The sequence below is a fragment of the Myxococcales bacterium genome, assembly GCA_016703425.1.
Taxonomy (GTDB): Bacteria; Myxococcota_A; Polyangia; order Polyangiales; family Polyangiaceae; genus JADJCA01.
On sequence record JADJCA010000009.1, the window covers coordinates 461,727 to 486,469 of the forward strand.

Below are 24,743 nucleotides of genomic sequence, written 5' to 3' on the forward strand. Positions count from 1 at the left end.
AATACGGCGACTTCGCGACGTGCGGCGATCTCCGAGGGGGTGTCGGGCGGATTTTTCGGGACCGCGCCAGAGCGCATGAAGAACCACTCGCTCCCCGTCGTCGAACTCCCTACCGCTGTGCCACACTGCGAAGGCCATGCGTAGCGATCGACACGCGGGGAACGGCGGCTGGCGCAGCGCGCTCGCATGCGCGCTCTTGATGGCCGCGGCGGCGGGCGGCTGCGGCGCGAGCGGCCCAAGCGCGCGCTCCTCCACGACCATCGTTCAAGACGTGGTGGTTCACCTCGATCCGCCCAACGACCGCTCACCGCTCGAGGGACCGAGCGCGCGCCTCTCCGCGGCCGCCAAAGAGGTTCGTGAGCTGCTCGGCCATCGGCTCGACTTCGACCTCGACGCCGCCATCGCCACCGACCACGCGTCTTCGCTTGATCACGCCCTCACGCGCGCCTTCGAGACAATGGCCACCGAGCTTACGCGTTGGCAGATGCAAGACCCAAGCGCCTACGACGCGGCCCGCCGCAAGCTCTCGCGCATCGTGGTTCGTTACGATCCCGGCGCCCGCGGCCCTTCGCGGCGCTTCGGCGAGGACGGCAGTGTGATCATCACCAAGACGCAGAAGGGCGGCGACCTGCTCCCCGTGGGCGAAGCGCTGCATCTGATTCAGCGAGACGCCCAGGCAGAAGAAGCGCGCCGCTTCGCGACCATGGATCCAGCCGCCGTACCGAAAGAGAAGCGCGCAGGGTTCGTGCGTTGGCTCACGACAGGAATCGGCGGCGGAAAGAGCGAGGTCTTGGCTCGCATCGGGCCGGCGATTCGCTTGGACGGGCTTGGACTGGCACCGGAGCACGCGGAGCAGTTAAGGCGCTTCCTCGTCGACCACGTCCTTCGCGATCTTGCGTATGGGCAGCTCGAGAGCCCCACCGCAACCGACGACGTGGCGGCGTGGCTGGAGCGGAGCTTCGACACCTTCCCAGAGATGTGGCGGGCGCGCGCCGTCGAGATCCTCCTCGGACTGGGCGTCAAGAACGCGCGCCTCGCGGAGCCCTCGATGCGCCTCGCCACACGCGTCGTCGACGCGTGGGCCAAAGCCGGCCATCCGCTTCCCTCAAGCGGAAGGCCCATCGCCGCCGACTTTGAGCGCGTGGTCTGCCCGCACCCGAAAGACGAACGCGACAACCGAAGCCTGGCCCCGCGGTGCGACGGCGGCATCGTCCGCCTCGCGTTGGCGAACGACGCCACCACGACTGCCTTCGGCGCGCGGCTCGCCACGCGAAACGATCCGATTCTGGTCGAGCATGTGTTCGTGAGCGCGGGGTTTTCGAACTACGGCGGCGGCGAGAAGAAGCTCGTGACTCTCACGCGTGCCGTCGAAGGCGCTCCGCCGCTGCTGCGCGCCGCGCTCCGCACCGTCGCCGAAGAACACGCCCACGGCCTCACGCTTGAGCTTTGGCTCGCGGAGGCGAAGCGACTCTGGGCGGCGCGCCCCGGCGCGCGAGGCACCGTGCTCTACCTCTTGGCGCACCTCGATCCGTACGGAAATCGCCGCATCGATTTCGACGAGTTCGCTCGGAGCGTCGGCGGCGGCGCCTCGGCGGTCGACGCGAAGGCGTACCTCGACCTTGGCTATCGCGCCCTCTCTCTCTCCCACATCGTCTGGCCCGCCTTCGCGAAGGACTTCTCGCGCGCGAACCTGCTTCGTCCCTACTTGGCTACGTTCCTCGACGACCCGCGCGTGCGTCAGTTCCGCATGCAGGATCCGCATGCCGCGCTCTCCCAACTTCGGCATCGACTCTGCGACGACGAGGCCGAGGACGATCTTCGGGCGCTCGCCGTGACCCTGACGGAGAACTCCAAGGCAAAGCCCGGACGCGCCCTCGACGACGTGACGCGCTCTTTTGATCCAAAGACCTGCGATCCGCCGTGTGCCGAGACACGCGAGGGCACATGCATCCGGCGCATGCGCCCCGACGAGGTCGCGCGGCGGCGGCGAGGGCGTGGCCCGTGAGCGCGCGCTTGCGTTTCGCTTGCGGCGCGTGCGTCGTCGCCGGCGCGCTCTCGCTCGTGGCGTGCGCCGGTGCGAGCCCCGCCGGCGGAGAGATTCGCCTTCGCACCGAGGTGCGCGTCATCCGGGACGACGGCGAAGAGCGCCTCGGCATCGCGCCCGAGCAAGCGCGGACCGCCGCCGCAGGAGCCGCGCTAGAGAAGGCCCTCGGTCATGCCGTCCGCGTCGACGTCGACGCGGCCCTCACGCCGAGGTCCGCATCGGGCCTCGAGACGCAAACGGCGAGCGCCCTTGAGGGCCTCGCGCGCTACTTCTCAGACCTCCGCCAAGACGGCCTCGCTCTCGAGTTCGTGAGGCGAAAGCTCGTCCGCGTCGCCGCGAAGTACCGCGCCGCCGAGGAGCACGCCGATGCGAGCTTCGACGACGAGACCGGCACGCTGCTCTTCACGATGCGCGAGGCATCGCACCACGGGTGGCTTCCGAGCCGCTACGCCCTCGACGCCGCCATCGATGGCGCCCTCGCACGCGATCTGGAGCGACGCTTCGCGAAGCGAACCGAGACGAGCCTTTCAGACGACGAACTTGAAGCGTACCTGCGGCTGCTCTTGTCGCGACCCAAAGTCCGCACGCGGGCGCAGTCCAAAGAGGCCGGCGAAGAAGCCCGCGCCGGGAGGCTCCTCTTGCTCGTGCGCTTCGAGAAGCGCGCGCGCGGCACACCGGTGCACGCCGAGGTGGAGAAGAACCTCGCGCGCGACGTAGGCTTCGTGCTCCACAGGGAGCGTCAGGCGCCGGCGTTTCGTGAGCTCCGCTACGCCTACGCGGGATGGGTCGACGAGCGCTTCTTCAAGATGCCCAAAGACGAGCGACGCGGGCTCTACGAAGCGCTCCTGGGGCGCACGCCGCGCGACGAAGTCTGTACCTCAGACCCTTGTACGCTCCTGCCCGAACTCGATCGCGTCACGCTCGCGCTGCGGTTCTTCACGGAAGCAGCGCCGCGCGACGAAGGTGACTTCGACGCCTTCGATCAGGCCCTCTGCGTGCACATCGAGGGGCGCGACGGCAAGCTCGAGCGCAACCGGAGTTGCTCGAGCGTCTACGAGTTCTTCCTCGCGACGGAGGCCCACGCCGAGCGTCTCGTCGACGCGCTCGTTCGCGCCAAGCGACGGGAGTTCCTCGTGGCCGCGTTGGCGAACGCCCGAGAGCGCATGCCGATCTTGCTGAGCGCCCTCGAGCGACGAGGCGGCGCGCTCCACGCGGAGTCCATGCGCATGGTGCTCGATCTCGACGACTACCGCTTGCGCGACCAAAGGCGCACGACGTTGCGTCACGAAGCCACACGCCTGTGGCCGCGACGGCCCGACTTGCGGCCCCTCCTGCTCCGCATCCTCCTTGAGGACTACGCGGCGAGCGGACGCGACGACGAAGCCTTCGCTCGCCTCGGCGCCGAGTTCGGCCCCATCGACGCGGGCCTCTTTGCGCGCTTCCTCGACGAGGGCCCCCGCAGCGTGGAGCTCTCGCCGCAGCTCTGGCCGGCGCTCAAAGGCGTCGCGGCGCCGTTTGACGTCCTTGCGCCGCGCCTCGATAGCTTCATCGCCAAGCGCGGCGTTGACGCCGCCAAGACCATCGGCGCGCTCGCGAAGCGCGCATGCGAGACCCGCGATGTCGCGGGCCTTCGCGCCATCCGCCAGGTCTTGGAGCGCCGCGCCAAAGGCGGCGACAAGGACGGCGAGAAGGACAGAAGCGCGCTCCTCTTGGCGGCGCGCGACTGCAAGGCCGAGCCACCCTCCCGGTAGTGCCCGCCTCCCGCTAGAGCCCGCCTGTCACCTGCTCGGGCGCCGAGTTTTCCACAGGGCTGACGGCCGCTCCGCGCCTCCGTGTCCCACAAAAAGTTGTGACGAAGGCTGTGTCTTCGCCTGTCAATCTTCCGCCGCCGGTGCAGCCGTGCTCTTTAGACAATCGCCCCAGAGACCGCCTTCGCCAGAGTTCGTATGAGCTTCCCCCTCAACCCCGCCCAGAAGCAGGCCGTCGAACACCAATTCGGCCCCTTGCTCGTCCTCGCGGGCGCTGGCTCAGGAAAACGCGCGTCATCACGCAGCGCATCGTGCGGCTCGTCGAGCGAGGCGTTCCGGAGGGCGCGATTTGCGCGCTCACGTTCACCAACAAGGCCGCCGGCGAGATGGCGGAGCGCATCTCCCACGCGCTCGGCAAGGGTGCGCCTCGAAAGGGCAAGGCGCCTGCGAGCCGCCGCGGCGGGGCGACCAGCCTCGGCGCCCGGCCCATGACCATCTCCACCTTTCACTCCTTCGGCCTCATGGTCCTCGGCGAAGAGCGGCGAAAAGCGAAGCAGCCCTTCACGATCTTCGATCAGGGCGACTGCCTCGCCGCGCTTAAGGAGGTCATGCGCACCATCGACGGCGGCCGCCGCTTCGACGTGCCGGCGATCATGGCGCGCATCTCCAACGCCAAGAACGCCTTCCAGGCGCCGGAGGACTTGCCCGACTCGGACGATCCCTACGAGGAGATCACCAAGATCGTCTATCCGCGCTACCAGGCGGCTCTTCGCGCCTTCTCGGCCTACGACTTCGACGATCTCGTGTGCGAGGTGGCGCGCGTCTGGAAAGAGCGGCCCGACGTCTTGAAACGATGGCAGGAGCGGTTTCACTTCTTGCTCGTCGACGAGTACCAAGACACGAACCGCGCGCAGCTCGAGCTTTTGCGGCTCCTCGCGCAAGGCCACAAGAACATCTGCGTCGTCGGCGACGACGACCAGTCGATCTACGCGTGGCGCGGCGCCGACGTCCGCAACATCCTCGACTTCGAAGAGCACTTCGCCGGCGCCACGGTGGTGAAGCTCGAACAGAACTATCGCTCCGTGAAGCCCATCATCTCGGTGGCCAACGCGGTCATCGCGAAGCGCGTCGACGTGCGGCATCGCAAGGTCCTGTTCACTGACAAGGACAGCAACACGAAGGTCTTGCTCGGCGCCGCGCCATCGCCCGACGCCGAGGCCGCGTACGTGGTGCGCGAGCTCAAGCGAAAGATCCGCGACGAGGGCATGCGGCCGAAGCAGGCCGCCGTGCTCTACCGCTCCAACGGGCAAGCCAAGCTCCTCGAAGAGCAGCTCCGCAGCGAAGGCGTCCCCTACCGGCTCGTCGGCGGACAACAGTTCTTCGAGCGCAAAGAGGTCAAGGATGTCCTCTCGTACTTGAAGCTCGCGCTGAACCGAACCGACGAGATCAGTCTGCGGCGCGTCATCAACACGCCGGCCCGCGGCGTCGGTGAGACGAGCCTCGAGCGGCTCGCGCTTCAAGCGACGGCGCGCGGTTGGTCCTTGTGGCAAGCCGTCGAGCGCGTCGACGGCATCGACGGCATCTCCGACGCGGCTCGCGCCGGCTGCAAAGACTTGGAGCGCGTCGTCGGCGATCTGAGGCGGCGCCTCCTCGTCGAGCGCGCGAGCGTCGCCGAAGCGACGCGGGAGCTCACGACGCGCATCGGCCTCAGGCGCGACATCGACGCCAGCTCACCGACGACCGACGCGGCAGCGCGCCGGTGGGGCAACGTCGAGAGCTTGCTCGGCACCTTCACCAGGCGCGACACCCGCGAAGGCGAACGGGGCAAAGATCCCGTCGACGACCTGGCCGCATTCGTCCACGCGCTCACGCTGAAGTTCGATGACGAGGCGGAAGACGAAAACGACGGCGATATGGTCACGCTCTCGACGCTCCACGGCTCGAAGGGCCTCGAGTTCGACGTCGTCTACCTCGTTGGCTGCGAAGAGGGCTACCTCCCGCACCAACGCACCCTCGATCCGCGCGCCAACGACGCGAGCGCTCCCGCCGGGCCCGGCGTGCAAGCGCCGTCGGACGTGGAGGAAGAGCGCCGCCTCTTCTACGTGGGCGTGACGCGAGCGCGCAGCGAGCTCATCTTGACGCGCTGCAAGCACCGGATGATGCGCGGCAAGCCGCTGCCGCGGACCCCGAGCCGCTTTCTGCAGGACATTCCTGCCGCGGAGCTCGTCGAGTTCGAGATTCGCGATCAGCCAGCGATGGACGTCACGCAGATGGCTGCGCAGGCCAACGCGCTGTTGGCGGCGCTCGACGCGCTCGGGAAGTAGCGCGCGGCCGACGTTCTGGTGTTGGCTCTGCCACGCCGACGTTTCCCGCGGCGCGCGGGCCTCTGCTACCTTCGGCCCATGGCGCAAGTGATCCTCTCGGCCATCGGCCGCGACCGGCCCGGGCTCGTTGGTGACTTTACGAAGCTGCTCGTCGACCGCGGCCTCTCCATCGCCGACGCGCGCATGGTCAACCTGAGCGGGCAGTTCGCGATGATCGTCCTCGTCTCGGGCGAAGAGGCCGCGGCGCGCGCGCTGCGCGACGAGTTGCCGCCGCATGCGCAGCGCATGGGCCTCGCGCTCACCTTCGCGAGCGAGGCCGAAGGCTGGAAGCCGACGGCCGGCCTCCCCTTCAAGCTGCGCGTCTACTCGCTCGACCAGCCGGGCATCGTGCACAAGGTGAGCAGCCTCTTGCAGAGGCACGCCGTCAACATCGAAGAGCTCGAGAGCCGCCTCGAGTCGGCGCCCTTCGCCGGCGGGCCGCTCTTCACCGTCGAGATGCGCGTCACGGTGCCCAAGAACGTGCCGCTCCGCGCGCTCCGCGGCGAGCTCGAGCAGGCCTGCGCTGACATCAACTGCGACGTCGACCTCGAGCCGGTGTAGGCGAGAACGCCGTGCCGCGCGTCAAAGAGCTTCCGCCCGTTCCCGACAAACCCGTCGTTTCACCGCCGGCGTGGGTCACCGGCGAGGAGCACGTCACGCTGCCCGGGCTCTCCGGCGAGCCGTCGCTCGAGGCCGCGGTGCGCGTCCCTGCCGGCGCCGAGCGCGTCGTCGTCCTCGCGCATCCGCACCCGCTCTACGGCGGCACGATGCACAGCGCGGTGGTGCTCGCGATCGCGAAGGTGCTCGCGGAGAAGTCAGGCGAGCGCGTGGGCACGGTGCGCTTCAACTACCGCGGCGTGGGGACCAGTGAAGGCGCTTACGGCAAGGGCGTGGGCGAAGTGGAAGACGTGCGGGCGGCCATCCACGAGGCACGGCGTCGTGCACCGTCGGCGAAGCTCTCCGCGTGCGGATACTCCTTCGGGACGTGGGTCACGCTGCGCGCGGCCGCGGCGGAGCACGAGGCCCGCGACATCGATCGCGTCGTCTTGGTGGCGCCGGCGGTGCGCGTCTTCAAGTTCGTGATCGAAGACGCGCGCGGGGTCGCGGCGCCGATCGCGATCTTCGTTGGCGACGACGACGAGTTTTGCGACGTGGCCGAGGCCGAGGAGCTCGCCACGACCATCGGTGCCGCGCTCACGGTGCTGCCAGGCAGCGATCACTACTTCCTGAAGTCGCGCCGCCGCCTCGCCGAACTGGTGCTCCCGGCTCTCGTCTGACGTCAGCGCCGTCGCTTCAGCGAGGCGCGGTGATCGGCGCGAAGCCCAGTACAACCACGATCCGCTCGGGGCGCATCGTGTTCCATGTCGAGAAGACGAAGTCGCCGGTGAGCGGATCGAAGAACGCGCCTTCGGCGCCCGAGAGGCCCGTCAAGAACGTCTTCCGCGTCGCGAGGATGGGATCGCCGTCGGAGGCCACCTCGTAGGTCGCCACGCCATTTTTGCTCCACTCGGACATGACCATGCTCGGAGGGCCGAAGAGCGGCGAGCCCTGCGGCACGTAGGCGAAGCCCTCGGGACCGCCGGGGACCGTGAGCCGGTAGTCGGCCTTCGTGACGTCCTCCACGCGGCCGCTGCCATCGAGCTTGAAGGTCGCGTCGTAGAAGCTCCCGCCTTCCCAGGTGACGAGCTTCAAGCGACCCGCGCCGGGAAAGCCCGTGGGGACGAAGTTCAGCGCGGCGAGCGCTTCCGCCACGCCCAGCGTCACGCCGTGGATGCTCTTGCTCGGGCCGCTCGCGCCGGGCTGGATGAGGCCCAACATGCCGTTGGTGCTTTGCCGCACCGTTTCGTCCATGGGCCACGCGGCGAAGAGCAACGTGCCACCGGGACCGTAGACGAGCCCGCCATCGATGTAGTCGGCGGCGTGTTTCTTCTTCGCGGGGCCGGCGAAGCCGACGATGTGCTTGCACGCGCTGCGAATGACGGGAACTTCATAGACGCCCGCGCCCGCGTAGTTGGCGTTGCCGCCTACGAGGAGCGTGTTGTCATCGCCGGCCTTGAGGACGATGCCGCCGTATTTCGCGTTCGGCAGACCCGGGATCTCACCGAGGTCGAAGGCCGTGTATTTGGATGCGTAGGCCGCGTCGATGGTGATGTCAGAGGCCTTGGTGCCGGGCTGGCCGCCTTGGCAACCGGCGGGCTGGCCGCCCGTCGGTGCGGCGTCGGCTTCGAAGCCCACGCCGTTCGCGCCGCCGGGTCCAGAGCCCGCGCCGGCGTCCGCGTTCGCCTGAACGCCCGAGGGCCGGGCATCGCTGCCGCACCCCGTCGCACCGAGCAGCGCACCAAGGAGGCCAACGACAAGGGGCGAGAGCGGCGTTTTGGAGGTGCGCATGTGGCGTTTTTCTTCCGCGCGAACGCGGCTCCGTCAAGGCATCCGTAAATGACTACCGGTCCGGGACGAATTAGGCCTCGCTGCGGCGTTCGCCGCCACCGCCAAAGGCGCCTGGACCGGGCCCGATGGCCCGCCACGCGGTCGGGAGCGGCGGCTCACGCGAGGGCGCGGCGGCGTGTTACGCGAGCGCGCTGGTACGCGCTCGGCAGAACGCCCAGCTCGCGGCGAAAGGCTCGCGCGAAGCGTCCCGGATCGGCAAAACCCGAGTCGATGGCCGCGACGGTGACCGGCGTGCCGCGCTCCAGCAGTGTCGCCGCGTGAGTCAGACGAAGTCGCTGGAGGTACTCGTAGGGCGAGCGACCCGTCGCTTCCCGAAACCGGCGGCTGAAGTGGAAGCGGCTCATGCCGACTTGCTTCGCGATCGTGCCGACGTCGAGCGGTTCGGCGAGGCTACTCTTCATGAGCTCGACGGCGGCGCGCATCGAGGCGCTGAGCGGTGCCTCGGCCGCCGGCGAAGGAAGTCGCCGCCAGAGCGACAGCAGCAGCGCCTCCACCATGCACTCGACGATCTGCGGGTCGGTATCTTCCGCTCGCGCCTCCTCCTCGAGCGCCAGCAAGAGGTGCCCGAGCGACGCCGTGTCGGCGACCAAGGCAAAGGGCTCGGCCGCGAACCGAGGCGAGCGTCCTGCGCCCTCGGCAACGCGGTCGACGAACGCAGCGTCGAGCTCGAGCGCCGTGCAACGAACGTCCGGCGACACGAAGCTCGTGACGTGCTCCGTCTGCGCGTTGACCGCGATGAGCTGCCCCGGCTTGGCCTCGAGGAGCGCGCTTCCCATCTTGTAGTCGAGGCCTCCGGCGCGAGTCCACGCCACCTCGACGCCATGATGGGCGGAGTTCTTCCCGAAAAGGACGCCGCCCGCGAGCACGCCTCGCCAGGACCGGAGCGCGACGGGCCCCATGCGGCGAGCCTCGCAGGAAAGCGACCCAAGCTGAAAGCGACTGCGCTCCACACCCTCGATGTGGCACTTGCCATGCCAAGGGCAATCTCCGGCGCATTTCGACTGAACGCCTCCACACCGTGCGCTTTCGCACGATCCACCGATCGCTTCGCACGATTCGCCAAGCCCGAGGGCGCCCCGAAGGCCTACCCAAGGCGCATGAAGCACACGCTCCTCTTCCTCGTCAGCGTTGGGTTCTTGGCCTGCAGCAGCAGCGAGGCAGTCGCACCGTCGCCAACCATCGTGCCCGAAGCAGCGCCTCCCCCCGCGCCGTTGGCAAAGGCCGCCTGCCCCGAAGGCGTTGCGTTCCGCGATCTCAGCGGGAAGGTGGTCGTAGACGTAGAGGTCAACGGCGAAGGCCCCTACACCTTCCTCCTCGACACCGGCGCCCCCCAATCGGTGCTCGGCAAGAAGCTCGCGGCGAGCGACGAGGTCACGCTCAAGGCGCTCGGCATCACGACCAAATTGGCCCGGGTGAGCTCGGCCGACATGGCGCAATACAAGCTGCCCGTCGATGGTGTTCTCGGCATGGACTTCGTTGGGAAGTCGTTCTTGACGCTCGACTACCCGCGCAAGCGCGTGTGGCTCGCCGAGGGCCGCGAAGAGGACAACCTCGCTGCGTGCGGGCACGTCGGCCCCGCAGAAGACGTTCCGTACCTCCGAAAGCACTACTTCTTCGTCAAGGGCGCAGCCGAGTCCCTCGAGGGATGGCTGCTCGTGGATTCGGGAGCCTCGCTCGGCGTGCTCATGGCCTCAGCGTTCACAACGCTCGACGCGGCGGCTCCGCGGGCGTCCTTGCCTGGCTTCTTCACGCCGTCGGGCATCGGCGAATTTTGGGCTCGCTTGTCAACGGTCGGCTCGTTGCGCGTCGGCTCCCTCGACTTGCGCTCGGTGGTGGTCCGGACGGCCGACGACGGGCTCATCGAGACGCCGTCGTTCCCTGACCAGAAGCCCTTCCTGGGCGTCTACCCGAGCGACGCGCTGAAGAGCCTGATGGTGACGTTCGATCAGGACAAGAGCGTCGTGCGACTCGCCCCAGCGCGCGACCGCAAGGTCGAGGCGCCGACCAAGTACTTCACGTACGGCATCGGCCTCGGCGATACGTTCGAGACGCAGACGCAGGTCCTCCAGGTCCTCCCGGGAAGCGCGGCAAGCGCGGCCGGCGTGGCCGTCGGCGACGAGGTCGTGGCCGTCGGGTCGGCGACCCTGGCCAAGCTCGATCCCTACGAGCGACCGTGGACGCTGCTGGCGAAGACGGAGGGCGCGAAGACCCGAGTGACGCTGCGCCGCGGCACGGAAGAGCGCACCGTCGAACTCGACGCCCGCGATCTGTTGCGCTCGCCGTAGCGGTCTCGCGCCAATCTTCCCTTCACTTCCCGAAGATCTCTTCCTCCACGAGCGAGGGCGCGACGGTGCCCTTCGTCAGCACCTCTTCGTGAAACTTCTTCAGCGAGAACGCCTTACCGTCGCGCGCCTTGACCCGCTCGCGGAGCGCGAAGAGCTTCTCGCGTCCAATCAAATAGGCGAGCGGCTGCGTCGGCGTCATCGTGTAGCGCTTCACCTCGCTCATCGCGAGTTCGCGCTCAAGACCCACTTCATCGGTGAGCGTTTTCACCGCCTGCTCAAACGTCATGTTCTTCGTGTGAAGGCCGATGTCGATCATGACGCGCGCCGAGCGAACAAGCGTCCAGACGAGCTGCATGAGCCGCTCCTCGTCCTTGTAGTAGCCAAGCTCGCTCATGAGCTCTTCGGTGTAGAGCGCCCAGCCCTCGGAGAAGATGCTAGGGCCCGTGGCCTTGCGGATCGTCGACGGATGCAGTCGCGCAAAGGACAGCTGCAGGTGATGCCCCGGATACGCCTCGTGCACGACGGTGTCGACGATGTCGCCGTAGTCGTTCTCGCGGAGCATCTGCTCCTTCTGCGCGCGCGTCATGGTCTTGTCGACGGGCGTCACGAAGAACAGGCCCTTGGTCTGACTCGCGAAAGGTGGCGGTTGGTCGTACGCCGCCGAAACGGTGCTCCGCTGAAAGGGCGGCGTATCCATGACGTCGCACTGATCGCCGGGCGGCATCGCGACCACGTCTTTGTCGACGAGGAACTTGCGCGCCCTCGCCATCTCCTTGCGATACGCCGGCAAGAGCTCGGCGGCGCTCGGGTGTTTGCCCTTCACGCGGCGCACCACGACTTGCCATCCGCCTTCCTTGGGCACCTCGGGATCGATGCGATGCGCGACCTCCTCGAGCTTCTGGACGGTCTCGCCGAAGACGCGGATGCCGATGGTCAAGAGCGCGTCGGCGTCTTCCGCGAGGAAGTATTGCTCCTTGAGCATCCAATCGAAAAACTCGCGACCCGACGCGAACTCGCCACCGCTCGGAGCGCTGGGCTTCACGTCCTTCTCGAGGAACGTCTTCCACTCGGCGTAGGCGTCGCGGGCCCCCTTGAGCGCCGCAGCGATGCGCGGCTTCTCGCTCGGGAGCGCCTTCTCCAAGAAGGGACGCATGGTGTCGAAGAACTCCTTGGCGCCGCCCGCCGATTCGATGCCGACCTGAACCCAGACGGCCGGCGGCTCCTTCAAGACGCCACGCGCCTCCTTGAGCGACGCGGGGATCGCTTCGATGCGCGCGAGCGCGTTCTTGGCGCGCTCCGCCGCCGGCGCGTAGTCGCGCGCGGTCATCTGGAAGAGCGCCTGCATCGGCTCCGAGTAGAAATCGGGCCGGCGCGCCCAGGGTCGCTGCTCCTTGCGAAAGCGAGCGTCGACGACGAGGGCGCTCCGCAAGATCCGGAGGTCGATGCTCGCCGCGCGTGAGAGCGTGGCGCCGGCGAAGCGCTGCGCCACGTCCGCGGCCATGGCCATCTGCCGGTCGATGATCTTCTGTTGGCCGACGGCGCTGCGGTCCTCAAGGCGGTCGTCGGCGTCGTGAATGCCCAGCTCGCTGGCGGCCTCAGGCCGCAGCTCGAGCAAGAGATCGAGGTAGGCCTTGCTAGCCTTGGCCACGTCCTCGTCGCCGAGTGTCGATGCGGGCGCGGCGGTTGGAAGAGGAGCGGCTGCGTCCGGCCCCGGCAGAACGGGAGTCACCGAAGGCGCCCCGCAGGCGAGCGACGCAGCGACGGAACCGATGAGGAAGAGACGGGCGGCCTTCATGGGGCCGCGAGCCTAGACCGATTTCGGGTCGACGGGGTCGCCGCCTTCTGTCGGCCCGCGCGCGACGTGGCTCAGTCGCGGCGACGGCGACGGCCCGCGAAGATGGCGGCCACACCGGCGACGAGGAAGACCGAGCTGGGGAGCTCTTCGCGACCGGCAGAGCCAACGGAACAACCGCCGGTATCTTTGGCGGCAGCCTTCTTCTTCTTGCTCGGTCCGCCGTCCGTGTAGCTGGTGTTCTCGCCGTATTCGTTGCCGGCGTTGTAGCCCATGCCGGCGCCCGGTGCGCCCGCGGCGGGACGGTTCTCCGGAGCGTCAGCGGGACGGGGCGCCGTGGGCGCGGGCGTGAGCAACTCGGGAGCCGCAGCCCCTGCGTCGGAGAGACGGCCGAGGCCCGCGTCGCCGTTCGGCCGCGGCAGACCCGGGTTGGGGTTCGGCGTTGGCGTCGGGTTCGGGTTCGGGTTGGCCGGCTGCGCCTTGCAGCGGTTCGTGGACGTGTCACACACCGGCTTGGCCGAGGTGCAGTCGCTGTCGGCGTAACAGCCGCAAGTGTAGTCGTAGAGGCAGGCCTTGCCGGCCGTCTTGCTGGTGCACGCCGAATCGTCGCTGCACTCGCCGGGCGGCGGCGGCGGCGTGGGGGGCTCGTAGACGTCGGGCTGCTCGATGACGGGCGCCGGCGAAGCCGACGCATCGGTAACCGGTGCTTGGACGCCTGCTTCGAGGCGCGCAGGCGTCGCCACGCCGCCTCGAATGGCCGACGCGTAGCTGTCCCAAAGGAACGTGTGGAGCGCGTTGCCGGCGCAATAGCCCGCTTGACCCGTCGACGTCTTGCAGTCGGGCGACTTGGCGCCGCCGTAGTCCTGCCCGGCGTAAGGCGTATACGTGTAGAGCACAGCCGTCGCGGCGTTCTCCGGCGTCACCTCGACGCCGTCCTGCGTGGTCTTCGTCACGCCAGCCGTACCCCAGCCGCTCGACGTCTTGCCCCGCGTCTTGACCGAGTCCATGTGCTGCTTGAGAACGCGGACCGCGCACGAGACCTGGTTGTAGAAGCCGGTGTAGCTCTGCGGCTCGGTCTTGCAGATGGGCGCGTGGGGGCACCCGCAGCCGAAGGCGATGGCGAGCTTCTGGTCGAGCTTCTCGGGCGTGAGCTGGCCGGCCTTCGTGCCGACGAGCGATTGCTCGAGCTGGAGCCGAACGAGGAGCGCGAGCGGGTTGACGCCACCGAGCTTCGCGGCGTTGTAGATGACCTGCGAGACGGGGAGCTCGCCGGAGCCGTCCTCCATCGCAATCTTCTTGTCAGCGAGCACCGAGCGACTGCCCCCGTGCGGCGTCTTCTCGAGGAGCTTCTGAATCTCCTCCGCCGTCGGGTTGACCGCATTGCCCGTCCCCAAGAGCTCGTTGTCCGTCAGGACGTTGTCCTTGGTTCGACCTGCCTGGAGCGCCAGCTCGTCCTCGGTCTCGTCGTCGAGGTTGGCCTGGGAGCAGCCAACGGCGAGCCCGGCGGCCAACGCCACCGAACCTGACATAAGAAGGACGCGGGCCATGCGGATCATGCCCCACCCGGTGCGACATGCGTGCCAGCACGAATCCGCGAAGGTCCGCCGCTTTCTCCGACAATTTCCGACATCGGTGTCGCTTTGCGTTCGCCAGATGGGTGGAGCGGGATCCATCCGGAAAGGCCCTACTGGCCTGGCCCTTCGGGCAGGTGTGGAGAATGGCTGCCCAGACCGGACAACCGCGATAGCCTAGTCCCTTCGTTCTCCTATCGCCTTCGCCGGCCCCGGCGCACCCCGCCCCGTGCAGCAGCCCCCTGTGTCCCCCCCCATTCGGCGCCTCCTCGAAGAGCGCAACCTCTTCGTCGTCTTCCAACCGGTGGTCGACCTCAAGACGCATCGTGTTTTTGCCTACGAGGCGCTCGTCCGAACCAAGAGCCCCGACTTCAACGGACCTCCCGCCCTGTTCGAAGCGGCGGTGACGGAGAAGGTGACCGGCGAGCTCGGACGGTTGATCCGCGAGCTGGCCATCGAAGCCTGCCCGACGCACCCTCTGTTCTTGAACGTTCACCCCAGCGAGCTGAACGAACGATTCATCGTCCAACCCGACGACCCGATCTTCCGTCACACGGAGGACGTCTACCTCGAGATCACCGAGGGGGTGCCCCTCAGCCACTTCCACCTGTGCCAAAGCATCTTGCGTGAGGTCCGCGGACGCGGCGTCTACCTCGTCGTCGACGACCTCGGCGCTGGCTACTCGAACCTCAAGTACATCGCCGACCTCTTGCCGCGCGTCGTCAAGCTCGACCGTGAGCTCATCGCGGGCCTCACGATGGACACGCGGCTGCACCGACTCGTGAAATCCATCGTCGTCCTCTGTCGCGATCTCGGGGCCCTCGTTGTCGCCGAAGGCATCGAGACGGCGGAGGAGCTCGAAGCCGTCAAGGTCGCCGGCGCGCACTTCGGTCAGGGCTACTTGCTCGCGCGGCCAGCCTTTCCGCCGCCGGGCCTCACGTGGCCGCCCAAAGACAAGGGCGCCTGAGGATGCCGAGCGGCGTGGGGGCTCGCCGCCGCGACGCCTACGCCTCGAGGTGCACTTCGCCGGAGCTCCAACGAGCGCGCGTCCTGTCGGCGCGGACGACGACGAGCCGGCCCTCGACGTCGATGCCGTCAGCGGTGCCGGCGTCGCCGTCGTCGGAGCGTACGGCTCGGCCGACGAGCGCGTCGGCGCGTGTGAGGCGCGCGTGCACCATGCCGACGCCGCGCGCTGCGACGAGGCCGACGTCACGGTCAAGCCCCGCGAGGACGTCCGCGAGGAGCTCCGCTCGATCGAGCGGCCGTTCGGCGTGGAGCGCCACCGACGTGGCCACCTCGGCGATGGCTTCGGGGAACACGCGCGCGTGCACGTTGATCCCGACGCCCACCACGATGGCCGTCGCGCGTTCGCCCTGAACGATCCCCTCGACGAGCACGCCGGCCACCTTCCTTTGCCCGAGGAGTACATCGTTGGGCCACTTGAGCTGCGGCTCGGTGGCGGTGGCCTTCGCGATGGCGTCGCGCACCGCGAGGCCAGCGACCAGCGCGAGCGGAGGGAGGCGCGAGAGCGCGCAGGGCACACGAAGCAGCACGGTGAAGAGCAACGACTCGCCCGGCTCGCCGAGCCACACGCGGCCTTGCCGACCGCGACCCGCCGTTTGGCGCTCCGCCACGAAGGTCGCGCCGTGCGGCGCGCCGGAGCGCGCCGCGTCCTTGGCGAGGTCGTTCGTGGAGGTCGTCTCGGCGAGGAGCTCGAGCGGCGCTCCGAGGGTCATGCCGCGGGCGGCGATGCGCTCCGTCAGCGAGGCTAGGTCTGGCAACACGCCGCGTGGGCCGAGCCCCGGGCGCCTCAGCTTTGCGGGCGGCTGCAACATCGTCAGCCCTCGAAGTCGAGGCCGATGTCGGCCGCCGGCGCCGAGTGCGTGAGCGCGCCTACGGAGATGGCGTCGACGCCGAGGCGCGCGAGGGTGGCGATGCGCGGCAACGTGATGCCGCCGGAGGCCTCGAGGAGCGCACGCCCCTTGGCGCGCTTGACCGCCTCCGCGACGACCTCGTCGCTCATGTTGTCGAGCAGGATGATGTCAGCGCCGGCGGCGATCGCTTCGTCGAGCTGGACGAGCGAGTCGACCTCGCATTCGATGCGCGAGGTGTGGGGCGCGTAGGCGCGAGCCCGCTCGATGGCGCGCGTGATGCCGCCGGCGGCCACGACATGGTTGTCCTTGATGAGGACGGCGGCGCCCAGGTTGTCACGGTGGTTCTTGGCGCCACCGACGCGCACGGCATAACGCTCAAGGACGCGAAGGCCGGGCGTCGTCTTCCGCGTGTCGGTGACGCGCGTCTTCGAATTCTCCGGGAGCGCGGCCACGTAGCGCCGCGCCATGGTGGCGACGCCGCACATCCGCTGCGTGAGGTTGAGGGCCGTGCGCTCCGCCGCGAGCACGGCGCGCGCCTCGCCCTCGACACGCCACATCTTGGTTGCCGCCGGGACGACCGCGCCATCGGGCACGAGCAGCGTCACGACGCTCTTCGGATCGAGCGCCATGAACACCTGACGGAAGACGTCGCCGCCGCATACGACCAGCTCGCTACGCGCAACGGCGTAGGCGGTGGCTCGCGCATCACCGGAGACGCAGGCCTCGCTGGTGAGATCACCGGAGCTGACGTCTTCGGCGAGGGCGCGCGCGACGATGTCTTGGAACGATGCGACGGCGAGCCTCGGGGCCACGGCCTCGCCGGAAGCGCGGGGCTCCGTCACTTGCTGCACTTCAGGATCTTGGTGGCGTTGCAGATCGGCTGGCCCTTCTTGTTGGGCAAACAGGTCTGACCGGCACACTCCTCGGGGTTGCAGCACGCCTCGCCGTCGGCTTTGCCTTCGCGGGCGCGGCAGACGCCTTGACCAAAGGCGCACGCCGGCGGCTTGTTGGCGCGCGAGCAATAGAGCGCGCCGATGCCGCAGTCGGTCGCGGCGTCGCAGGTGTCGCCCTCGGCGGGGACCGGCGCGCAGGTGCCCGCCTCACCGACGAGCTTGCAGAAGCCTGACGCGCAGGCGCTCGACGTGGTGCACGACGCGCCGTCTTTGACCTTGCCAACGAAGGCCTTGGCACACGCGACCACGGGAGACGTCGCGCGACCGAGGGCGAAGGTGTCGGTGCAGGTCTTGGCCGCTTCCTCTTTGGCGCAGGCGCTCTCGCGGGCCGGGTAGAAGTCCAGATCTTTGCGCTGAAGGCTCGTGGCAGCCGCCGTGTATTGGGTCTTCAGCCACTCGGTGACGCCCGCTTGGCATGTGTCGGCGGTGATCTTTCCGCCGGCAAACACCTGCAAGAGCTCCGACGAGGACGCCGCTTCGCAGCACTCGAAGACGCGTCCGCAGTAGGCCGAAGCGCGCGCCTTCAGGGCCGCGTCGAGGTCGGCGGTGGTGCCCGGGGTGTCAGCCGCCGGCGCGTTGCCGTCGGACGGCGACGACGAGCTGCAGGCGGCGACGAGCGCGACGAGCAGGGACGTGACGACGGGCGCTCCGACGTGCAGGAAAGACGACGCGGCGTGGAGGAGGGTCGATCGGTGCTTCACGGGGCGGGCACCTTATCAGAAATCGTCAATAAAGCCCGTAGCCGCGCCCCAGCGCCTCGCTCCAGAGGTTGCACATCGCGTGGTACATGACGCCCGCGCCGACGCCGCCCGTTCGCGCCCGCAAGAAACCAAAGAGCAACGCCGGAAAAAACACGGCGAGGCGCCCGGGATTCCGAATCGTCGCCACGTGGCCGAGCGCGAAGATGAGGCTCGCCAAGAGCAGCTCGAAGCCGAGCTCGGCGCCGGCGATGCGGACCTTCTTTTCGAACGCTTCGCCGAGGCGCGTCTGGAGGTAGCCACGATAGAACGCCTCCTCCGGGAGCGCGATGACGGCGACCTGCCCGAGCGCCAGGTTCAGAAAGGTGAGGGCGTGGGTCTCGAGGGAAAACCTGAGTGAGGGCGCCCAGTAGAAGCGCCACCCGAAAAAAAATAGCGGAAAGGTCACGAGCGCGAAGCCGAGGGCCCACTTCGCCGCGGCAAGGCCGTGCGAGAGGACCTCTCGCGGATCGAGGCGCCCCGGCAGGACGAGACCGCCGAAGGCGAGCCCGTAGCGCTGAACCGTCGCGTCGTCTTTGCGCCAAACCAAGACCCACGTGGCGAACAGAAACGCCCCGCCGACGGAGAACGCAACAAAGCGCTCCGGCAGGCGAGCCGCGGCGGCGACGGCGGCCGTCACAAGGGCGCTCGCGACGAGCGCCTCGAGCAAGATTCGCGAACGAGACTGCATTTTCGTCGCCGTCGCCGCTGCCGTTGCCGTTTCCGTTGTGTGGGGCGGCGGAGCGCCCGGCGGCATCACGGACGGCACACCACGCGCGCCGAATACGGCTCCGCGCGGTTGGGCGACTCGTTGTCTTGCCAGGCCAGGAAGAACTCCCCCTTCCCTTTGCCCGGCGCGATCCACGGTCGTGGCTGGTCTGCGCTCGCTTTGGCGATGGTGCTGGGTGTGCTCACGGTCGCGTCCCGCGACAGGTGCGCCATCTTGAGGCGCCCTTGCTCGTAGAAGGCCACCACCACCGAGCCGTCGGCGCCGACACCGAGCGACGGGCGCGCGCCCTTCTCTGCGAACTTCTTCCGCCAAACAACGTCGCCCTTGCTCGGATCGATGAGCGCCGCGTAGGCGCCACCCTTCTCGCCGTGCCAGGCGAGGAAGCAACCTTCGGTGCCGCAAGCGACCGTCGGTGCATCGCCGGGCGCTTTGTCCTCGTTGACGAGCATCGCCTTGCCAAGCTCGCGGTCCGGCGTCTTGCCAGCGCGCTCGGTGAGGCCTTTCGCGAGCTCCGGACCGCCAAGGCCTAGTCGCATGCGGTAGACGAGTCGCTGCGTCCCACGCTCGAGCGTGTACGTGAGGAACACGTTGCTCGCGGCGATGGCCAAGTCAGGAACGCGAGCGTGCGCCGGGCGGCCGGCGAAGGCGGCGTAGTCGGTCGCGCGAACCTCCGAACCAAGCGGCTCGAGCTCCGGGCCCAGCTTGCGCAGGAAGATGTCGTCGCCGTCGCGGTCGCGATCGTCGTGCCACGCCACGATGAAGCCATCGGGTGACTTCTCGATGGCAGGCCAGTAGTTTCCCGGGCGACCGGCGCCCACGAGGATGCTGCCGCCGCCGATGCGACCGTCGGCGTCGATCCAGCGCACCCGCACGCCGGGCTCGCGGCCGGCGCGGTCCCAATAGAGCAGGACGCTCCGATCACCGACGCCGAGGAGCGAGCCGCGAATGATCTCGTTGGCTTCCGGCGTGAGGTCGCGCGGCGCCGACACGGCGCGACCGAACTCGTCGAGGACGACGGCGTAGACGTGCTCGCGCCCCGCTTGCTCGTGGTCGTCGGTCCACGCGACGAGCGAGCCGCGGCCGAGCGGCACGACGGTCGGACGACCGAGACCCTGCGACGGGATCGTCCGCGGCCTCGAGAACGAAGCCATTTTGCAGGCGCCTTGCGACTGCTGGGTCATGCGGATCTGCTCCGCGAAGAGCTTGGCCACGGGGGCTGCGCCGAGGAGGGTTGCATCTTGCAACTTCTTGAGCGCACCCGACGAGTCCCCCTCGGCGAAGAGCTTTTGGCCCTCACCGATGACCGCCACCCACTTCGGTTCGTCGGGCTTCTGCGGAACCATGGGCGCCGCCGAGGCGGTCGTTGACGCCACCGGCACCGCCGACGACATGACCGTCGGCGCGAAGAGCTGAGGCCGAAGGTAATTGGCCCACACGACGTACGCGGCGAGCGACGTGACGATCAGGAGCACCGACGAGAGGGCCCAGCGAAGCGGCGACGGCGGACGCGCCTGCAGCATCGTCGGCTGCTGCAGCGAGCTGCGCGACGTGGGCGGCATCTCGGCGGCGCTGAGCGTCTTCTCCGAGGGCGCCGGTGAGGGACCGCGCGGGCCCGACGGCGGCGCCGGCGGCACCGGCAAACCGTTGGGCGAGGAGCGCGGCGCCGTGGGAATGAGGTTGAACGCCTCCGCGGAAGGCGCCGGCGTGCGTGGGAAGAAGTCGTCGCTCTCGCCGAGGTGAGGGTTCGAGTTGCGCCCAAACGCGCGCACGAGCGCCGACGCGAGCTCCTGCGCCGATTGGAAGCGCTTGTCGGCGTCGCGTTCGAGTGCGTGGAAGAACCACTGGTCGAAGGCCTTCGGCAGATCGGGGCGAATCTGCGAAGGCACCGGCAAGGGGTGCGTCGCGATGGCCGCGAAGGTCATCGCCACACCTTGGTCGGTGTTCCACACGGGGCGCCCGATGAGACACTCGAAGGCCATGCAGCCGAGGGCCCACAGGTCGGCGCGATGATCGACCGAGCCTTGTCCCTTCACCTGCTCGGGCGACATGTACGCGGGCGTTCCGAAGACGGCGCCTTCGCGCGTCAGGCGGGCGGCCTTTTGATCCGGCGACGACACCGGCTCGTAGAACTTCGCGAGCCCAAAATCGAGCAGCTTGCTGAGGTTCTGCCCTTCCTCGTCCTTCGTGAGGAAGATGTTCTCCGGCTTGAGATCGCGGTGAACGATCCCCGCGGCGTGGGCCTTCGCGAGCGCCTTCGCGCAGTGCGAGATGACGCGGAGCGTGGTCTCCACGTCGATGATGCGGACGCGCGCCATCCGATCGTAGAGCGACTCGCCATCGAGCATCTCCATGCAAATGAACGGGCGACCGTCTTCGAGGCGACCGGAGTCGTAGACGTCGACGATGTAAGGGCTCTTGATGCTCGCGGCGGCGCGGGCCTCGCGAAAGAAGCGCTCGATGACGATGGTCGACGCGGCGAGCTCGGCGGCGAGCACCTTGACGGCCACCTTCTTGCCGAGCGACAGGTGCTCAGCCTCGTAGACCGCCGCCATTCCGCCCCGCCCGATTTCGCGCGTCACGCGGTACTTGCCGACCAGGATCTGGCCAACCGGGATTCTCGACTCGTTGGGAACAGGGCGCATCGGTGAGTGTTTCGAGGGGCGGTCGCGCTGGTCGCGCTGGTCGCCAGAGCTACCGGAGGGGCCCCCGGACAAAACCCTCGCAAGGATAACCCGAAACCCGGCCGCGGGTTGTGTTCTACGCTGCTCAACGCTGAGGCCGGTTCGGAGGCCGGGAATGTGCTCCCTTCACCCCTGCCGAAGCTCCCTATCGAAGCACTTCATGAAACGCGCACACCCAAACCGTCCTTGGATTTCGCGATTCGCGTTTTTGGGCGCGGCCGCGGGGGTGCTGCTGGCGACCGACGCACGGGCGAGCGACGACCCCGACCCTTGGTTCGGACGCGACAAGGCGCTCCACTTCGGGGCGAGCGCTGCGCTCGGCGCCGGCGGGTACGGCTTGGGCTCGCTGCTCTTCGACAAGCGACTCGATGCCGCACTCCTCGGCGGCGCCGTGGGGCTCGGCGTCGGAGCCGCCAAAGAAGGCGCCGACGCCTTGGGCTTGGGCACGCCGTCGTGGAGAGACTTCACGTGGGACTTCGTCGGGACCGTTGTCGGCGTGGCGCTCGCGTTCGGCCTCGACGTCCTCGTGTTCGCCCAAAAGGCGCCGCAAGGCACGGAGGCTGCAGCGGCGCCCGCGCCGTAGCAAGAAGGGAGCTCGAGGATGGCCCACCTGCTCTTCATCGGCGGCACCCGCTTCATCGGCCACGCCGCCGTCGTCGCGGCCGTCGCGCGCGGGCATCGCGTGACGGTGCTCCATCGCGGAACGACCACACTCGAGTGCGAGGGCGTGAGCGACGTGTTCGTCGATCGCCGCGATCCGTCAGCGCTCACGTTGGCTGTGGCGCGCGCGAAGGCCGACGTCGTCGTCGACACGCGCGCCATGTCGCGTGCCGACGCGGAAGCGACGGGGCTCGCCTGTGAAACGGCCGGCGCACCGCTCGTGGTGCTATCGAGCTTCGACGTCTACGCGCAGTTCGGGCGGCTCAACGGCTTGCCCTGCGCCCACCTTGAGGACCTCGTCACGGAACAATCGCCGCTCACCGTGCCGAAGCCGTTTCAGGCGCTCGGCGTTCCGCACGAAGGCGGCCCCGACTACGACAAGAAGGACGTCGAGGCGCACTTCCGCGAGCGCGCCGCACGCGTGCCGACGACGGTGTTGCGGCTGCCCGGGGTCTTCGGCTCGCGCGATCCGAAGCGGCGCTTCGGCGCCATCGTCGATGCCATCGACGGGACCGGAACGTCGGACGAGCCCTCAGACCCGCAGGAGCGCGAGCTACCTTGCCGCGCTGGCGCGCCCTTGCGACTGACTCACGCCCACGTGGCGAACGTGGCTCACGCCATCGCGCTGGCCGCCGAGCATCGTGCGGCGGAGCGGGCCCCTCGGGCGGGCGAGGAGTTCTTGGTGTTCAACGTTGGCGAGCGCCACACGCCAACGATGGCCGAGCGCGTCGCGCTTTTCGCGCGTGTCACAGGCAAGACGGTTCGCCTCGTGGAGGCCGACGACGACGCGCCCCTCGCGCCCGAGCTCGCGCTCCTTGGGCCGCTCGCCAACGATCTCGTCGTGAGCTCGGCGAAGATTCGGCAAACGCTCGCGTTCCAAGAGGTCGTCTCCGACGAAGAGGCGGCTCGTGATCTCGTCCAATGGTTGCGGAAGAGTCGTCGCTAAGGACGTGCCTCCGCATTCCTCTCGAACTTCCGCGCGCGAAAGCGCGGCTCACTCGTGCTGAGTCGCTTCGCCGCCGCGCGCCGTCTCCGCGTAGACGATGTCGGGCATCTCGCGCTTCGCGCTCGAAAGCTGCCAGTCACCGGCGAATAGCACGACGGCGCGCCCTCGCACGTCGCGCGCAGGAATTCCGAGGCGCTCGCGGTCGAAGGCCAAGAGGTCGAAGTCGCCACCCCCCTTCTTGGATACCCAGCGCGCAAAATCGCACTGCAGCGGCTCGAGGCGCGCGTCGACGTCGTATTCGCTCTTCAAGCGGTGCTTGACGACCTCAAGCTGCAGCCGGCCGACGGCGCCCAAGATCGGATCACCGCCGCGCTCCGGCGTGTAGAGCTGGATCGTGCCTTCTTGGGCGAGCTGCTCGAGCCCCTTCTTGAGCTGCTTTCGCCTCATCGGATCGAGCATCGCCACACGTACGAAGTGCTCCGGCGCGAAGCTCGGAATCTCCTCGAAGGTGAATTTCTCGCCGGCCGTGAGCGTGTCGCCGATCTCGAACATGCCCGGGTCGTAAACGCCGAGCACGTCACCGGCGAAGCCCTCTTCGACGATGGTGCGCTCCTGCGCCATGAAGGTCGTCGGGTTGGCGAGGCGCACCGAGCGACCCTCGCGCACATGGTTCACTTTCGAGCCGCGCTCGAGCTTGCCCGAGCAGATGCGGATGAACGCCACGCGATCGCGGTGTTGCCGATCCATGTTCGCTTGGATCTTGAAGACGAAGGCCGAGAACGGCTCGTCGGTGGCGACGACGCCTTTCGACGAGACGCGCGGTGTGGGACCCGGCATGCGCGCGCAAAAATCGTCCAAGAACGCCTGGATGCCGAAGTTGTTGACGGCGCTACCGAAGAACATCGGCGAGACGTCGCCGGCCAAGAACTTCTCGCGATCGAAGGCGTCGCCGGCCATCTCGAGGAGCTGCGAGTCTTCCTTGAGTCGCGCGTAGCCTTCGTCGCCGAGCTCGTCCTTGAGCCGCGGATCATCGACGCCTGTGGCCACGTAGTCGGCGCGCTCGGAGCCCGCTTGCGTGCTGGAACCGGCGCGACCGGCGTCAAACATGAATACCTGTTTCGAGTCGCGGTGGTAGACGCCGCGAAACGTCGCGCCACGATAGATGGGCCACGTCACCGGGTAGACGCCGATGCCGAGCACATGCTCGACCTCGCCGATGAGCTCGAAGGGCTCACGGCCCGGCCGGTCCATCTTGTTGACCAGCGTAAAAATCGGGATCTTGCGCTGGCGGCAGACGCGAAACAGCTTCTTCGTTTGCGCTTCAACGCCCTTGGCGCAGTCCAGCAGCATCACGGCGCCGTCGACCGCGTGCAGCGTGCGGTAGGTGTCCTCGCTGAAGTCGGCGTGGCCCGGCGTGTCCAGCAGGTTCATGCAGAGGCCGCGATAGGGAAACTGCAAGACGCTCGTGGTGATGGAGATGCCGCGCTCACGCTCCATTTCCATCCAGTCGCTGACGGCTGCGGCGCGCCCGCGCTTCGCCTTCACGGCGCCGGCGAGCTGAATGGCACCCCCGTAAAGCAGCAGCTTTTCCGTAAGCGTCGTCTTACCCGCGTCGGGGTGCGAGATGATGGCGAACGTGCGGCGGAGCGCGATGCGGCGCTCCAGCTCGGAATGTTCGGGGGTATCGGCAGGTTCGGGAGGCATGACGGCGACGCCTCGCATAGCACGAAGGGGGACGGCGCGCGCGCACGTCCATTTCGCCGCCGGACCTTGCGAAGGCCCCAAGAACGCGCGACCGTGAGAAGAGTGAGCCGACGTTCCCACGAGGCCAGGTCTTCGCCGCCCGGCCCGCCATCGGGCCCGCCCTCGCCGCGGTCCGTTCCGCAGGACCCCTCGTCGAAGGCGCACAGC

Annotated in this window: 18 protein-coding genes and 1 pseudogene; 9 read left to right on the forward strand and 10 right to left on the reverse strand. The window is 68.4% G+C overall.

What is annotated here, in order from left to right; all coding sequences use genetic code 11:
* Nucleotides 1–136: 136 nt before the first annotated feature.
* From IPG50_19690 to IPG50_19710, 5 genes and pseudogenes are all read left to right on the forward strand, one after another.
* Nucleotides 137–2,005 (forward strand): hypothetical protein, encoded by a 1,869-nt coding sequence (locus tag IPG50_19690; protein ID MBK6694406.1) that lies wholly within the window; start codon nt 137–139, stop codon nt 2,003–2,005.
* Nucleotides 2,002–3,795 carry a hypothetical protein gene (locus tag IPG50_19695; GenBank protein ID MBK6694407.1) on the forward strand — a complete coding sequence of 598 codons (1,794 nt, stop codon included), beginning with the start codon at nt 2,002–2,004 and terminating at the stop codon, nt 3,793–3,795. The genes IPG50_19690 and IPG50_19695 overlap by 4 nt, the downstream gene beginning before the upstream one ends.
* 252 nt (nt 3,796–4,047) lie before the next feature.
* Nucleotides 4,048–6,116: pseudogene (locus IPG50_19700) on the forward strand (UvrD-helicase domain-containing protein).
* A gap of 78 nt (nt 6,117–6,194) precedes the next feature.
* The gene (locus tag IPG50_19705) at nt 6,195–6,716 is read left to right on the forward strand and encodes a hypothetical protein (protein MBK6694408.1); all 522 of its coding nucleotides are present in this window, start codon (nt 6,195–6,197) and stop codon (nt 6,714–6,716) included.
* Between the two features lie 11 nt (nt 6,717–6,727).
* On the forward strand, nt 6,728–7,432 hold the full coding sequence (locus IPG50_19710) for an alpha/beta fold hydrolase (protein MBK6694409.1): 705 nt from the start codon (nt 6,728–6,730) through the stop codon (nt 7,430–7,432).
* A gap of 16 nt (nt 7,433–7,448) precedes the next feature.
* Here the strand turns inward: IPG50_19710 and IPG50_19715 are convergent, their stop codons facing one another.
* Both IPG50_19715 and IPG50_19720 read right to left on the reverse strand, forming a co-directional pair.
* Entirely contained in the window at nt 7,449–8,543 is a 1,095-nt protein-coding gene (locus IPG50_19715) for a hypothetical protein (GenBank protein ID MBK6694410.1), read from the reverse strand.
* Between the two features lie 155 nt (nt 8,544–8,698).
* Nucleotides 8,699–9,502, reverse strand: coding sequence for a helix-turn-helix transcriptional regulator (locus tag IPG50_19720; protein ID MBK6694411.1), 804 nt, complete (start codon nt 9,500–9,502; stop codon nt 8,699–8,701).
* Between the two features lie 198 nt (nt 9,503–9,700).
* Here IPG50_19720 and IPG50_19725 point away from each other — a divergent pair, with 198 nt between their 5' ends.
* Nucleotides 9,701–10,888 carry an aspartyl protease family protein gene (locus IPG50_19725; protein ID MBK6694412.1) on the forward strand — a complete coding sequence of 396 codons (1,188 nt, stop codon included), beginning with the start codon at nt 9,701–9,703 and terminating at the stop codon, nt 10,886–10,888.
* 22 nt (nt 10,889–10,910) lie between these two features.
* On the opposite strand, the gene IPG50_19730 is transcribed toward IPG50_19725, so the two are convergent.
* Both IPG50_19730 and IPG50_19735 read right to left on the reverse strand, forming a co-directional pair.
* Entirely contained in the window at nt 10,911–12,683 is a 1,773-nt protein-coding gene (locus IPG50_19730) for a DUF885 domain-containing protein (GenBank protein ID MBK6694413.1), read from the reverse strand.
* Nucleotides 12,684–12,754: 71 nt separating this feature from the next.
* Nucleotides 12,755–14,236, reverse strand: a complete 1,482-nt coding sequence (locus IPG50_19735) for a hypothetical protein (protein MBK6694414.1) — start codon at nt 14,234–14,236, stop codon at nt 12,755–12,757.
* 259 nt (nt 14,237–14,495) lie between these two features.
* On the opposite strand from IPG50_19735, the gene IPG50_19740 reads away from it, so the two are divergent.
* Complete coding sequence (locus tag IPG50_19740) at nt 14,496–15,218, forward strand: EAL domain-containing protein (GenBank protein MBK6694415.1); 723 nt, start codon at nt 14,496–14,498, stop codon at nt 15,216–15,218.
* A 37-nt stretch (nt 15,219–15,255) separates the two neighbouring features.
* On the opposite strand, the gene IPG50_19745 is transcribed toward IPG50_19740, so the two are convergent.
* The 5 genes from IPG50_19745 to IPG50_19765 all read right to left on the reverse strand — a co-directional run bounded on the left by IPG50_19745 (nt 15,256) and on the right by IPG50_19765 (nt 21,187).
* The gene (locus tag IPG50_19745) at nt 15,256–16,086 is read right to left on the reverse strand and encodes a biotin--[acetyl-CoA-carboxylase] ligase (GenBank protein ID MBK6694416.1); all 831 of its coding nucleotides are present in this window, start codon (nt 16,084–16,086) and stop codon (nt 15,256–15,258) included.
* A gap of 2 nt (nt 16,087–16,088) precedes the next feature.
* Nucleotides 16,089–16,937 (reverse strand): carboxylating nicotinate-nucleotide diphosphorylase, encoded by an 849-nt coding sequence (nadC, locus tag IPG50_19750; protein MBK6694417.1) that lies wholly within the window; start codon nt 16,935–16,937, stop codon nt 16,089–16,091.
* A gap of 26 nt (nt 16,938–16,963) precedes the next feature.
* Nucleotides 16,964–17,779, reverse strand: a complete 816-nt coding sequence (locus IPG50_19755) for a hypothetical protein (protein ID MBK6694418.1) — start codon at nt 17,777–17,779, stop codon at nt 16,964–16,966.
* A gap of 25 nt (nt 17,780–17,804) precedes the next feature.
* Nucleotides 17,805–18,506, reverse strand: a complete 702-nt coding sequence (locus IPG50_19760) for a CPBP family intramembrane metalloprotease (protein ID MBK6694419.1) — start codon at nt 18,504–18,506, stop codon at nt 17,805–17,807.
* A 65-nt stretch (nt 18,507–18,571) separates the two neighbouring features.
* Nucleotides 18,572–21,187 (reverse strand): serine/threonine protein kinase, encoded by a 2,616-nt coding sequence (locus tag IPG50_19765; GenBank protein ID MBK6694420.1) that lies wholly within the window; start codon nt 21,185–21,187, stop codon nt 18,572–18,574.
* A gap of 199 nt (nt 21,188–21,386) precedes the next feature.
* Here IPG50_19765 and IPG50_19770 point away from each other — a divergent pair, with 199 nt between their 5' ends.
* Entirely contained in the window at nt 21,387–21,809 is a 423-nt protein-coding gene (locus IPG50_19770; GenBank protein MBK6694421.1) for a hypothetical protein, read from the forward strand.
* Between the two features lie 18 nt (nt 21,810–21,827).
* Nucleotides 21,828–22,832, forward strand: coding sequence for a hypothetical protein (locus IPG50_19775; GenBank protein MBK6694422.1), 1,005 nt, complete (start codon nt 21,828–21,830; stop codon nt 22,830–22,832).
* A 48-nt stretch (nt 22,833–22,880) separates the two neighbouring features.
* Here IPG50_19775 and IPG50_19780 read toward each other — a convergent pair whose 3' ends face one another.
* Entirely contained in the window at nt 22,881–24,536 is a 1,656-nt protein-coding gene (locus tag IPG50_19780; GenBank protein ID MBK6694423.1) for a peptide chain release factor 3, read from the reverse strand.
* Nucleotides 24,537–24,743: the final 207 nt, after the last annotated feature.

What these genes read in the sequence shown, in the direction of transcription:
- IPG50_19690 (MBK6694406.1), top strand. Translation starts at nt 137, where the DNA reads ATGCGTAGCGATCGACACGCGGGGAACGGCGGCTGGCGCAGCGCGCTC.
- IPG50_19705 (MBK6694408.1), top strand. Translation starts at nt 6,195, where the DNA reads ATGGCGCAAGTGATCCTCTCGGCCATCGGCCGCGACCGGCCCGGGCTC.
- IPG50_19715 (MBK6694410.1), bottom strand. Translation starts at nt 8,543, where the DNA reads ATGCGCACCTCCAAAACGCCGCTCTCGCCCCTTGTCGTTGGCCTCCTT.
- IPG50_19720 (MBK6694411.1), bottom strand. Translation starts at nt 9,502, where the DNA reads ATGGGGCCCGTCGCGCTCCGGTCCTGGCGAGGCGTGCTCGCGGGCGGC.
- IPG50_19725 (MBK6694412.1), top strand. Translation starts at nt 9,701, where the DNA reads ATGAAGCACACGCTCCTCTTCCTCGTCAGCGTTGGGTTCTTGGCCTGC.
- IPG50_19730 (MBK6694413.1), bottom strand. Translation starts at nt 12,683, where the DNA reads ATGAAGGCCGCCCGTCTCTTCCTCATCGGTTCCGTCGCTGCGTCGCTC.
- IPG50_19735 (MBK6694414.1), bottom strand. Translation starts at nt 14,236, where the DNA reads ATGATCCGCATGGCCCGCGTCCTTCTTATGTCAGGTTCGGTGGCGTTG.
- IPG50_19745 (MBK6694416.1), bottom strand. Translation starts at nt 16,086, where the DNA reads ATGTTGCAGCCGCCCGCAAAGCTGAGGCGCCCGGGGCTCGGCCCACGC.
- IPG50_19760 (MBK6694419.1), bottom strand. Translation starts at nt 18,506, where the DNA reads ATGCAGTCTCGTTCGCGAATCTTGCTCGAGGCGCTCGTCGCGAGCGCC.
- IPG50_19765 (MBK6694420.1), bottom strand. Translation starts at nt 21,187, where the DNA reads ATGCGCCCTGTTCCCAACGAGTCGAGAATCCCGGTTGGCCAGATCCTG.
- IPG50_19770 (MBK6694421.1), top strand. Translation starts at nt 21,387, where the DNA reads ATGAAACGCGCACACCCAAACCGTCCTTGGATTTCGCGATTCGCGTTT.
- IPG50_19775 (MBK6694422.1), top strand. Translation starts at nt 21,828, where the DNA reads ATGGCCCACCTGCTCTTCATCGGCGGCACCCGCTTCATCGGCCACGCC.
- IPG50_19780 (MBK6694423.1), bottom strand. Translation starts at nt 24,536, where the DNA reads ATGCCTCCCGAACCTGCCGATACCCCCGAACATTCCGAGCTGGAGCGC.